This is a genomic window from Streptomyces turgidiscabies Car8, assembly GCF_000331005.1.
GTDB lineage: Bacteria > Actinomycetota > Actinomycetes > Streptomycetales > Streptomycetaceae > Streptomyces > Streptomyces turgidiscabies.
In genome coordinates this window covers 33,281-44,956 of the sequence record NZ_AEJB01000126.1, presented here as the reverse complement: position 1 = coordinate 44,956, position 11,676 = coordinate 33,281, and the positions used below count along the sequence as shown (strand labels likewise).

The window sequence follows — 11,676 nt, the reverse complement described above, 5'->3', positions numbered from 1 at the left end:
CCCGCCGTGTCGGCCAAGTCACTCCTTGCGGGCCCGACTCGGCTGTACGCGTTTGGGCTCGCCCGGCATCTTCGGATACTCGGGGGGATACGGGAGGTCACCGAGTCCGTGCTCGTGTTCGTCGCGGCGGGCGAGTTCCAGGAGGGTGTCGAGGGAGAACGCGTGGTCGTCCATGTCCGCGTGGACATCGCCGAGTTGGGCGAAACGGCCGGGCATGGTCGCGAGGTCGAAGTCGAGTGGCCGCGCGTCCGCCACCTCCTCCCACGTCAGCGGCGCCGAGACGGGGGCGTGCGGCCGGGGCCGGACGGAGTAGGCGGAGGCGATGGTGCGGTCGCGGGCGGTCTGGTTGTAGTCGACGAAGATCCGCTCCCCGCGCTCCTCCTTCCACCACTTGGTCGTCACCTGCTCCGGCATCCGCCGCTCCAGTTCCCGTCCGACGGCGATCGCCGCCCGTCGAACCTGTGTGAACGTCCACCGCGGTTCGATCGGCACGAAGACGTGCAGTCCCCGCCCGCCGGAGGTCTTGGGCCAGCCACGCAGACCGCCGAACTCGTCGAGCACGGCGCGTAGTTCGTGAGCGGCGCGCACCGCGTCGGCGTAGTCCGTGCCGGGTTGCGGATCGAGGTCGATGCGCAGTTCGTCGGGGCTGTCGACGTCGGCGCGGCGCACCGGCCAGGGATGGAAGGTGAGGGTGCCGAACTGGGCGGCCCAGAGCACGGCGGCGACCTCGGTCGGGCACATCTCGTCGGCGCTGCGACCGCTGGGAAAGGTGATGTGCGCGGTCGGGATCCAGTCGGGCATGTTCTTGGGCGCCCGCTTCTGGAAGAAGTTCTCGCCGCTCACCCCGTCCGGATAGCGCTCCAGGGTGGTGGGCCGGTCGCGCAGCGCACGCAGGATGCCGGGGCCGACGGCGAGGTAGTACTGGGCGAGGTCGAGCTTGGTGAAGCCCCGCTCCGGAAAGAAGACCTTGTCCGGACTGGACAGCCGCACCGTCCGGCCGAACGCTTCCAGCTCCACCGCTTCACCCATGCGAGCCACGGTAGGCGCACCGCGCGAAGCTCGCATACCGGGCGATCACGGTCAGAGGCGCGCAGAATCGAACCATGGATCTCCCGGTCATGCCCCCCGTGAAGCCCATGCTCGCCAAGTCCGTGGCCCGGATCCCCCCGGACATGCAGTACGAGGCGAAGTGGGACGGTTTCCGGGCGATCGTGTTCCGTGACGGGGCCGAGGTCGAGGTCGGCAGTCGTACCGGTAAGTCGTTGACCAGGTACTTTCCCGAGCTGGTGGCGGCGCTCCGGGAGCGGTTGCCCGAGCGGTGTGTGATGGACGGCGAGATCGTGATCGCGCTCGGCGGGCGCCTCGACTTCGACGCGCTGACCGAGCGCATCCACCCCGCCGAGTCCCGGGTGCGGACGCTGGCCGAGCGGAACCCGGCGTCGTTCGTCGCGTTCGACGTGCTGGCGCTGGCCGACGAGTCACTCGTCGACGTCCCACTGGCCGACCGGCGCGCGCTGCTCACCATGGCCTTGTCCGGAGTGACCCCGCCGGTTCACGTGGCGCCGGCGACCACCGACATCGAGGTGGCGCGGCGATGGTTCGAGCAGTACGAGGGGGCCGGCCTCGACGGTGTCATCGCCAAGCCGCTCACTCTGCGCTACCGGCAGGACGAGCGGGTGATGTTCAAGGTCAAGCACGAGCGGACGGCGGATGTCGTGGTCGCCGGGTACCGCCTGCACAAGAGCGGGCCGATCGTCGGCTCACTGCTGCTCGGGCTGCACGACGCCCGGGGCACCCTCCAGCATGTCGGGGTGAGCGCCGCGTTCCCGATGAAGCGGCGGGCCGAACTCGTCGAGGAACTGGAGCCGCTGCGGCTGGCGGACGTGGGCGAGCATCCGTGGGCCGCCTGGACGGACGAGACGGCGCACGAGTCGGCACGGCTGCCGGGGGCGCCGAGCCGCTGGTCCACGAAGAAGGACTTCTCATGGATCCCACTGCGGCCCGAACTGGTGGCCGAGGTGGCGTACGACCATATGGAGAACGGGGCGCGCTTCCGGCACACGGCCCGTTTCCGCCGCTGGCGCCCGGACCGTACGGCCGACAGTTGCACGTACGACCAGCTGGAGGAGCCGGTGGGGTACGACCTCGCGGAGATTCTCGGGCCGCAGGACTGAGGTCACCCTTGGACCACCTCCTCCGTGGGCCGTTCGGGCCCCAGAACGCGCGCGTCAGAACCGATCGGGTATGGCCACCAATGACCCGATAAGCGCACAATCGTAGACACGGACTCGGTGGCGACGGTGGGTATGCGACAGATGACGCGAACGACACGGACGTGGCGGCACGGAGCGGCCGCGGCGGCGCTGGTGACCGCCACCGTGACGGCCTCCCTGATGGCCGGCTGCACGAGCGGTGACCGCTCCTCCGACGACGGACGCGGACAGACCCACGGCCGGAGCCAGGAGCCCGGCCACTCCGAATCGCCCAACCCGACGAGCGCGGGCCCGGTCATCGCCGTGAAGATCGACAACGTCCCGGCTGCCCGCCCCCAGACCGGCCTGGAGGCGGCGGACATCGTGTACGCCGAGCAGGTCGAGGGCGGTCTGAGCCGGCTGATGGCGATCTACGCGACCCGGCTGCCGGAGGCCGTCGGGCCGGTGCGCAGCGCGCGCGAGTCCGATCTGGAGCTGCTGGGCCAGTTCGCCGAGCCGACGCTCGCCTTCTCCGGGGCCCAGCGCAAGCTGCTGCCACTGATCGACCGGGCGCCGCTGACGGCCGAACCCCCGGAGTCGGCGGCTTCCGGCGCCTACTACCGGGTGACCGACAAGGCGGCGCCGCACAACCTGTACCTGCGGCCGCGGAAGCTGGTCGGCACGGCCCCGGGAGCGGACGCGCTGACCACCGGCTTCCGCTACGGCACCGCGCCCGGGGGCGGCACCGCGGAGAAGTCGCGCACCGTCCGCTTCCCCTCGGCGCGCTTCACGTTCACCTGGTCCGCGGACCGGCACGGCTGGCTGGTGTCGATGGACGGAACCCCGACCGTCGCGGGCGACGGCGAGCGGATCGCCGCCGCGACGGTCGTCGTGCAGTACGTGAAGGTGCGCGAGTCGCGCTTCCATGACGTGCTTGGCAACAACTCGCCGTACACCCAGTCTGTGGGCTCGGGCCGGGCCCAGGTACTGCGCGACGGGCGCGCGTTCGACGTCCAGTGGCGGCGCGCGGCGACCACGGACGGGACGGACTTCACGACGGCGGACGGTTCGCCCGTGAACTTCGCGACGGGGCAGGTGTGGGTCCTGTTCGTGAAGGCCTGACGGGGCGTCCTGTCACCCCGCCGCTCTGTGCGCGACGCGGCGCCCGGACCGACCGACCCACCGCAGTCCCCCCACAGCAGTCCTTCACGTCACCTCGGCGGCACCGAACACAGCACCCGAGCCTCCACGACCCGCACCAGGCACCAGGCACCAGGCACCAGGCACCAGGCACCAGGCACACAACCATGCCCGCGCGGGCGCGACCACCTTCAGCGGAACCGGGGCCGAACAGCGCACCCAGCGGAGCGCCTCCTCATCCCTCGAACGGCAGTCCCGCCCGTGCCAGTTCCGCCGCCGCCTCGCGCAGCGCCGTCGCGAACCGTGTCACCCGCTCCGGGGTGAACCGTGTGCTCGGCCCGCCGAAGGACAGCGCGGCCAGCACGGACCCGCTCCTCACCCGCACCGGCACGGCCACCGCCGACAGCCCCTCCTCGCGTTCGCCGTGACTCACTGCGTACCCGTGATCGCGGGCCTCCTCGATCCAGGTCCGGAGGGTCGCCAGATGTCCGGCCCCGTACGGTGAGGCCTGCGCGACCCGCAGCAGCAGTCCTTCGGGCGCGTCCAGCAGCAGCGCCTTGGCCACGCCGCCCGCCCACAGCGGGAGTTCGTCGCCCACGCGCACGACCTGGCGCAGCGCCTGCGGGCCCTCCTCCTGGGCGATGCAGACGCGGTGGATGTCCCGGCGCACATACAGGTGCACCGTCTCCTTGTGCTCGGCGGCGAGGTCGCGCAGCAGCGTCCGGGCCGCGGCCGGCAGCCGCCAGGCCTGCTCGGCGAGCCGGGACCAGCGCAGCAGGGCGGGGCCCGCGAGGTAGCGGCCGTGCTCGTCGACCCAGAGCAGGCCGTTGAGCCGCAGGGTCTGGAGCAGTCTCAGCACCGTGGTCTTGGGCAGCCCGGAGGCACTGACGATCTCACGGAGGGACAGCGCGGGCCGGATCTCGTCGAAGAGCCCCAGGATGTCGATGGCCCGCTGGACGGTCCGCATCCCCGCGGGTTCGGACCCCGCGGCGTCGGACTCCGCCGGGCCCCCTGCCCCGGATCCTCCGGCTGCCATCCCTGTTCCTCCTCGGCTCCGGACCGCCCCACGGTCCGGGCCACGGTCTCGCCCCGCACGGTATCCGCTCCAGGTCCGCTGGGCGGACCCGGCCTGCCGTGCAAGCGCTGTCAGCGCGGGGAGCCGGGGGAGGTGAGGGTTTCCACCGGGTTGCGCAGCCCCTCCGCCGCGTCGGCCACGCGCTGGATGAGGTCGAGGAAGACGGTCTGTTCGCCGGCGGAGAGCGGGGCCAAAAAGACCTGGTTCATCCGGGCCGTCCGTACGGTCAGCTTGCGGTGTGTGCGCACCCCGTCCTCCGTGGGGCGCAGCAGGGAGCGGCGGCCGTCCTCCGGGTCGCGCACCTTGTCGATGAGGTCGCGGCGACCGAGCCTGCTGACGACCTCGGCGACCGTGGACCGGTCGAGGCCCACCCGCTCCCCGACCGTGCGCTGGTCGAGGCCCGGTTCGGCGACCAGCGCGTTCAGGACCGCGAACTGCGGGGAGGTGATCTCCTCGGAGACCATCGTGTTCCACAGCAGGTAGTGCGCCTGCTGCAGCCGCCGGGCGAGGTGCCCGGGGTGGGTGGAGAGGTCCACCGCGGCCATGTCCGCTCCTGGGGTCGTCGTCTTCTGGGGAAAGAATTTAGTTGGTGTACTGACGATACAGTCCCAGCCCTCTCCATGTCTCCCGTCTGGAAACACTGACTCCACCTGCTGTTTTCTCATGACTCTTGACGCCGTGTCCGACGAGTGGCAGCGTGAGGGAAACCTTGCCGAAATACTCAGTGCCCTGAGTAATTGCGCTCGGAAGAGATTCGGAAGAGATGGGGCTTCGCGGATGGACAAGGTGGTCGCCACAGCCTTGGAGGCGGTGGCCGATGTGCCGGACGGCGCGTCGCTCGCGGTGGGTGGTTTCGGGCTCAGTGGGGTTCCGAACGTACTGATCGGGGCGTTGTACGAGCGCGCGGTCTCAGGTCTGTCGGTGGTGTCCAACAACTGCGGGGCCATGGAGTCGGGCCTCGCGGTGCTGCTGGCGGCGGGCCGGATCGCCCGCGTCACCGGTTCGTACATCGGCGCGAACAAGGAGTTCGCCCGCCAGTATCTGGCCGGTGAGCTGGAGGTCGAGATGATCCCGCAGGGAACGCTCGCCGAGCGGCTGCGCGCGGGCGGGTCCGGCATCCCCGCCTTCTACACGCCGGCTGGGGTCGGCACCCAGGTCGCGGAGGGCGGTCTGCCCTGGCGGTACGACGGCTCGGGCGGCGTCGCTCTGGCGTCACCGCCGAAGGAGGTACGGGAGTTCGACGGCACGCAGTACGTGCTGGAGCGCGCCATCCGTACCGACTTCGCGCTGGTGAGGGCCGCCAGGGGTGACCGGCACGGCAACCTCGTCTTCAACAAGTCCACCCGGAACTTCAACCCCCTCGCGGCCATGGCCGGCCGGATCACGGTCGCCGAGGTCGAGGAACTGGTCGAGCCCGGCGAGATCGGCCCGGACGCGGTGCATCTGCCGGGCATCTTCGTGCAGCGGGTGATCGCCCTGACGCCCGAGCAGGTGGCCGACAAGCGGATCGAGCAGCGGACGGTGAGCAGCTGATGGCCTGGACCAGGGAAGAGATGGCCGCCCGGGCCGCGCGGGAACTGCGCGACGGGCAGTACGTGAACCTGGGCATCGGCCTGCCGACGCTGATCCCCAACTACCTCCCCGCCGACGTCGAGGTGATCCTGGAGTCGGAGAACGGCATCCTCGGCACCGGCCCCTATCCGGCCGAGGACCAGGTAGACCCGGACCTGATCAACGCGGGCAAGGAGACGGTGACCGTCCTGCCGGGCGCCTCCTTCTTCGACTCTGCGCTGTCCTTCGGGATGATCCGGGGCGGGCACATCGACGTCGCCGTGCTGGGCGCGATGCAGGTGTCCGCCGGGGGTGACCTGGCGAACTGGGCGATCCCGGGCAAGCTGATCACCGGGATCGGCGGCGCGATGGACCTGGTTCACGGCGCCCGTACGGTCATCGTGGTCATGACGCACACCGCGAAGGACGGCTCCCCGAAGATCCTGGAGCAGTGTGAACTGCCACTCACCGGCAAGGCATGTGTGAACCGGGTCATCACAGATCTGGGTGTTCTCGATGTCACCGGCGACGGGCTGGTGCTGGTGGAGACCGCGCCGGGCGTCAGTGTCGAGGAGATCGTGGCGAAGACCGCCGCGAAGGTCCGTACCCCCGAGGAGATCCAGCCGTGAGCCGTCTCAAGGACGTCTACATCGTCGACGCCGTACGCACCCCGATCGGCCGCTACAACGGCGCCCTGGCCGGTGTCCGCCCGGACGACCTCGCCGCCCACGCCATCCGCGAACTGCTCGCCCGTACACCCGGCCTGGACCCCTCCCGCATCGAGGACGTCTACTTCGGCAACGCCAACGGCGCCGGCGAGGACAACCGCAACGTCGCCCGTATGGCCGGACTGCTCGCCGGACTGCCCACCTCCGTCCCCGGCGTCACCGTCAACCGGCTGTGCGCCTCGGGCCTGGAGGCGGTGATCCAGGCCGCCCGTGCCATCGCCGTCGGCGACGCCTCCGTCGCCCTCGCGGGCGGTGTGGAGTCCATGACCCGCGCGCCCTACGTCCTGCCCAAGAACGACAAGCCCTTTCCCGCCGGGCACACCGAGCTGTACTCGACGACGCTCGGCTGGCGTATGACCAACCCGAGGATGGACCCGCAGTGGACCATCCCGCTGGGTGAGTCCGCCGAACTCATCGCCGACAAGCACAAGATCACCCGCGAGCAGCAGGACGAGTTCGCCCTCGCCAGCCATCGCAAGGCCGCCGCCGCCCAGCAGGCAGGCCTGTTCGACGCCGAACTCGCCCCCGTCCCCGTCCCGCAGCGCAAGGGCGACCCGGTCGCCTTCGCCGCCGACGAATCCGTACGCGCCGACGCCTCCCTGGCCGCCATGGCCCGCCTCAAGCCGTCCTTCCGTACGGACGGCGGCACCGTGACGGCCGGAAACGCCTCCCCCCTCAACGACGGCGCCGCCGCTCTCCTCCTGGTCGACGAGGAGGGTCTGAAGGCCACCGGCCGCGAACCCCTCGCCCGCGTGTCCGCCACCGGCGTCTCGGCGATCGCCCCCGACTACTTCGGGCTCGCCCCCGTAGAAGCCGTCAACCGGGCGCTCGCCAAGGCGGGCAAAGCATTTGACGATCTGTCAACTCTGGAACTGAACGAGGCGTTCGCCGCACAGGTCCTCGGCTGCGTCGCCGAATGGCCCGAGTTCGACCCTGCGGTTCTCAACCCGCAGGGCGGCGCGATCGCCCTCGGGCACCCGCTCGGCGCCTCCGGTGCCCGGCTCGCCGGGACCGTCGCCCACCAACTGGCCCGCAAGGGCACGGGAGTCGGCGTCGCCACCCTCTGCATCGGCGTGGGCCAGGGCCTCGCCCTCGTCCTCGAACGCTAGGAACTCCCCATGGCTCTCTCCCAGTCGGACATCGACATCGAGGTCAGTGACCTCCAGGACGCCTACGACAAGGCGGTCGCCGAAGGCGCGCCCGTACAGAACCATCCGCCGCGCGACTACGCCCCGTACCGCAGCTCGGTGCTGCGGTACCCGAAACAGCCACTTGTCGCCGTGAGTGGTGGGGACCCGGAGACGGTCGAGCTGTCGGGTCCGGTGTTCGGGGTCACCGACATCACGGACATCGACAGCGACCTCACGATCCAGCACCAGGGCGAGCCGCTCGGCGAGCGCATCACCGTCTCCGGCCGGCTCCTCGACCGGGACGGGCGTCCCGTGCGCGGTCAGCTGATCGAGCTGTGGCAGGCCAACGCCTCCGGCCGGTACGCGCATCTGCGGGACCAGCACCCGGCGCCGCTCGACCCCAACTTCACCGGCGTGGGACGTCTCCTGACGGATGATCAGGGACGGTACCGGTTCACCACGATCAAGCCGGGCGCGTACCCGTGGCGCAACCACACCAACGCCTGGCGTCCCGCGCACATCCATTTCTCCGTCTTCGGCACGGCCTTCACCCAGCGCCTCGTGACCCAGATGTACTTCCCGAACGACCCGCTGTTCCGCTACGACCCGATCCTGCGCTCGGTCACCGACGAGGCCGCCCGCAACCGTCTCGTCGCCGAGTACAACCACGACCTGTCCCAGCCCGAGTTCTCGCTCGGCTACGAGTGGGACATCGTCCTCGACGGTCCCTCCGCCACCTGGATCGAAGAAGGCCGCGACTGATGAGCGTCTCCCCCGTCTCCCCGGCGAACGTCCTCCCCACCCCGTCCCATACCGTGGGCCCCTTCTACGGCTACGCCCTCCCCTTCCCCGAGGGCGAGCAGGTCGCGCCCAAGGGCCACCCGGACACGATCATCCTCCACGGACACGTCCTGGACGGCGAGGGGAACCCGATCCCCGACGCCCTCCTGGAGTTCTGGCAGGCCGCGCCCGACGGCTCCCTCGCCGGTGCCCCCGGATCCCTGCGCCGCGACCCGGTGACCGGCGGCTTCCTGGGCCGCAACGGCACCGACTTCACGGGCTTCGGGCGGGTCGCCACCGACGCCGACGGGCACTACGCGCTGTACACGCTGCCGCCGGGCAACGTCGGGCTGCCGTACATCAGCGTGTGTGTGTTCGCGCGCGGCCTGCTGACCCACCTGTACACGCGTGCGTATCTCGCGGACGGCGCCGACGCGCTGCTCGACTCCCTGCCCGCCGAGCGGCGCGCCACGCTGGTCGCCGCCGAGGGCGAGCGGCGCACGTACCGTTTCGACATCCGCCTTCAGGGCGAGGGCGAAACGGTCTTCCTGGAGTTCGAGTGACACCACCTGCCGAGTCCGACGCCGACACCGGCCTGCTCTCTCCCATGTGGGCCGGTTCCCCGGCGGCCTCCGCGACGAGCGACACCGCCTATCTGCGGGCGCTGCTCGACGCGGAGGCCGCACTGACCCGTGCGCAGGCCGGGCTGGGGCTGGTGCCCGAGGAAGCGGCCACGGCGGTCGACTCGGCAGCCGGTGACGTCTCCGGCTTCGACGTCCGGTCGATCGCGCTGCGCGCCCGGTCCGGCGGCAACCCGGTGATCCCGCTGGTCGCGGACCTGACAGCGGCGGTGGGCGCGGAGTACGGGCCGTACGTCCACCGGGGCGCGACCAGCCAGGACATCCTGGACACGGCGACGATGCTGGTCGCCGCCCGCACCCTGGACCTGATCGGCGCGGACCTCGACCGCGCCGCGCGAACGCTCTCCCGCACGGCCGCCGTCCACCGCGACACCCCGATGCCGGGCCGCACCCTCACCCAGCACGCCGTACCGACGACCTTCGGGCTGAAGGCGGCCGGCTGGCGCTCCCTGGTCCTGGACGCACGAGACCGGGTGACAGCCGTACGTCGGGGTCTCCCCGCCCAACTCGGCGGCGCCGCGGGTACCTTGGCCGCGTTCACCGTGTTCGGCGCCGGTGACGCTCCGGTCGACACCCAGGCCCTGGTCGCCGTCTACTCCCGTGAACTCGGGCTCGCCGAACCAGTGTTGCCCTGGCACACCCTGCGCACCCCGGTCGCGGATCTCGCCGGGGCGCTCGCCTTCACGGCCGGCGCCCTCGGGAAACTCGCCGCCGACGTGCTGACGTTGGCCCGTACCGAGATCGCCGAGGTGTCCGAGGGCAGCGGCGGGGGTTCGTCGGCGATGCCGCACAAGGCCAATCCCGTACGGTCGACGCTGATCGCCGCCGCGGCCCGGCGGGCGCCGCAGCTCGCGGCCACCCTGTACGGCGCGCTGGTCGCCGAGGACGAGCGTCCGGCGGGTGCCTGGCACGCCGAGTGGGAGACGCTCAGGGAGCTGCTCCGGCTGGCAGGAGGCGCGACCCGGGACGCCGTGGAGCTGACGGAGGGGCTGCGTGTGCACGCGGGTGTCATGCGTCAACACCTGGGCCTCACCCACGGGTTGATCGTCTCCGAACGGCTGGCGGCCGAACTCGCGCCCGTGCTGGGCCGGGCCCGCGCGAAGGAGCTGCTCACCCAGGTGGCCGCCCGCACCCACACCGAGGGCCGCTCTCTCGCGGAACTCCTCGCCGAGGAGCCCGAGTTGAAGGACCTGCCCCTCGATGACCTGACCGACCCCGCCCGTTACACCGGCTCCGCCGGAGCCCTCACCGACCGCGCTCTGGAGCGACCGTGACCGACAAGCTGCCGCACCACCTCGTCGAGGGCTCCGCCACCGCTCCCCCGCTGCTGCTCGGGCCCTCGCTCGGGACGTCGTACGCCCTCTGGGACAAGGTGGCGCCCGAGCTGTCCGTCACCCACCGGGTGGTCCGCTGGGACCTGCCCGGGCACGGGGGTTCGGCGCCCGGGCTGATCGGGCCCGGGGCCACCGTCGGTGATCTGGCGGCGCTCGTGCTGGCGCTCGCCGACTCCCTCGGGATCGACCAATTCGCCTACGCGGGCGTGTCGTTGGGTGGTGCGGTCGGCCTGTATCTCGCAGTCCACCACCCGGAGCGGGTGTCGTCGCTCGCCGTCCTGTGCTCCTCGGCCCACTTCAACGGCAGCAAGCCGTGGGAGGAACGGGCCGCGCTGGTACGGAGCGAGGGCCTGGCGGGGCTCGCGGAGAGTGCCGACGCCCGCTGGTTCACAACCGGGTTCACCGTGCCGGAGCTGGTCGCGGATCACCGGAACGCCGACCCGGACGCGTACGCCGCCTGCTGCGACGCGCTGGCCGCCTTCGACCTGCGTGACCGGCTGGCCGACATCTCCGTGCCCACGCTGCTCGTGGCCGGACGGCAGGACCCGGCCACTCCCCCGGCGCATCTGCGGGAGATCGCGGACGCCGTGCGGGGTGCCACGCTCGTCGAACTGCCGGGCGCCTCGCACCTGGCCGTCGCGCAGTGCCCGGAGGCCGTACTGGCGGCGCTGCGCCCGCACTTCGGGACGGCTCCCCGGCGGGGCATGGAGGTGCGCCGGCAGGTGCTCGGCGACACGCACGTGGACCGGGCGCAGGCGCGGCAGACGCCCTTCACGGCCCGCTTCCAGGACTTCATCTCGCGTTACGCCTGGGGCGAGATCTGGACCGACCCGACGCTCACCCGGCGTGAGCGCAGCATGATCACGCTCACCGCGCTGGTCGCCCACGGCCACTACGACGAGCTGGCGATGCACGTCCGCGCGGCCCGCCGCAACGGGCTGACCCCCGAGGAGATCGGCGCGGTACTGCTCCAGACGGCCGTGTACTGCGGAGTCCCGGCAGCCAACTCGGCGTTCGCCGCGGCGCAGCGCGTCCTCGCGGAAGAGGACGGCCCGGAAGGGTGACCCTGGTGGTCGTGGGTACGACGACCACCGTGCGCCCCGCC

General features: G+C 71.5%; 12 protein-coding genes. 9 read left to right on the top strand and 3 right to left on the bottom strand.

Annotated elements, in window-relative coordinates; genetic code table 11:
• Positions 1–18 precede the first annotated feature (18 nt).
• On the bottom strand, positions 19–1,029 hold the full coding sequence (gene ligD / locus STRTUCAR8_RS07980; protein ID WP_044471819.1) for a non-homologous end-joining DNA ligase: 1,011 nt from the start codon (positions 1,027–1,029) through the stop codon (positions 19–21).
• 74 nt (positions 1,030–1,103) lie between these two features.
• On the opposite strand from ligD, the gene STRTUCAR8_RS07975 reads away from it, so the two are divergent.
• Complete coding sequence (locus STRTUCAR8_RS07975) at positions 1,104–2,174, top strand: ATP-dependent DNA ligase (RefSeq protein ID WP_006375021.1); 1,071 nt, start codon at positions 1,104–1,106, stop codon at positions 2,172–2,174.
• Between the two features lie 141 nt (positions 2,175–2,315).
• The gene (locus tag STRTUCAR8_RS07970; protein ID WP_044471818.1) at positions 2,316–3,314 is read left to right on the top strand and encodes a DUF3048 domain-containing protein; all 999 of its coding nucleotides are present in this window, start codon (positions 2,316–2,318) and stop codon (positions 3,312–3,314) included.
• 253 nt (positions 3,315–3,567) lie between these two features.
• On the opposite strand, the gene STRTUCAR8_RS07965 is transcribed toward STRTUCAR8_RS07970, so the two are convergent.
• On the bottom strand, positions 3,568–4,368 hold the full coding sequence (locus STRTUCAR8_RS07965) for an IclR family transcriptional regulator (RefSeq protein WP_044471817.1): 801 nt from the start codon (positions 4,366–4,368) through the stop codon (positions 3,568–3,570).
• Between the two features lie 110 nt (positions 4,369–4,478).
• Entirely contained in the window at positions 4,479–4,952 is a 474-nt protein-coding gene (locus tag STRTUCAR8_RS07960) for a MarR family winged helix-turn-helix transcriptional regulator (protein ID WP_006374996.1), read from the bottom strand.
• A 232-nt stretch (positions 4,953–5,184) separates the two neighbouring features.
• Between STRTUCAR8_RS07960 and STRTUCAR8_RS07955 the strand changes: the two genes are divergently transcribed.
• Genes STRTUCAR8_RS07955 through pcaDC form a run of 7 tightly spaced genes read left to right on the top strand, consistent with a single transcriptional unit; the run spans position 5,185 to position 11,635 of the window.
• Positions 5,185–5,940, top strand: coding sequence for a CoA transferase subunit A (locus STRTUCAR8_RS07955; RefSeq protein WP_006375007.1), 756 nt, complete (start codon positions 5,185–5,187; stop codon positions 5,938–5,940).
• Positions 5,940–6,587, top strand: a complete 648-nt coding sequence (locus tag STRTUCAR8_RS07950) for a CoA transferase subunit B (protein ID WP_006374992.1) — start codon at positions 5,940–5,942, stop codon at positions 6,585–6,587. The genes STRTUCAR8_RS07955 and STRTUCAR8_RS07950 overlap by 1 nt, the downstream gene beginning before the upstream one ends.
• Entirely contained in the window at positions 6,584–7,795 is a 1,212-nt protein-coding gene (locus tag STRTUCAR8_RS07945; RefSeq protein ID WP_006375008.1) for a thiolase family protein, read from the top strand. The genes STRTUCAR8_RS07950 and STRTUCAR8_RS07945 overlap by 4 nt, the downstream gene beginning before the upstream one ends.
• Before the next feature lie 9 nt (positions 7,796–7,804).
• Positions 7,805–8,578 carry a protocatechuate 3,4-dioxygenase subunit beta gene (gene pcaH / locus STRTUCAR8_RS07940; protein WP_006375009.1) on the top strand — a complete coding sequence of 258 codons (774 nt, stop codon included), beginning with the start codon at positions 7,805–7,807 and terminating at the stop codon, positions 8,576–8,578.
• Positions 8,578–9,159: a protocatechuate 3,4-dioxygenase subunit alpha gene (gene pcaG, locus STRTUCAR8_RS07935; protein ID WP_006374988.1), complete on the top strand. Its 582-nt coding sequence runs from the start codon at positions 8,578–8,580 to the stop codon at positions 9,157–9,159. The genes pcaH and pcaG overlap by 1 nt, the downstream gene beginning before the upstream one ends.
• A 44-nt stretch (positions 9,160–9,203) precedes the next feature.
• Entirely contained in the window at positions 9,204–10,511 is a 1,308-nt protein-coding gene (gene pcaB, locus STRTUCAR8_RS07930) for a 3-carboxy-cis,cis-muconate cycloisomerase (protein ID WP_044471821.1), read from the top strand.
• A complete protein-coding gene (pcaDC, locus tag STRTUCAR8_RS07925; protein WP_006374987.1) occupies positions 10,508–11,635 on the top strand; it encodes a bifunctional 3-oxoadipate enol-lactonase/4-carboxymuconolactone decarboxylase PcaDC in 1,128 nt (375 codons plus the stop codon). The genes pcaB and pcaDC overlap by 4 nt, the downstream gene beginning before the upstream one ends.
• Positions 11,636–11,676 lie beyond the last annotated feature (41 nt).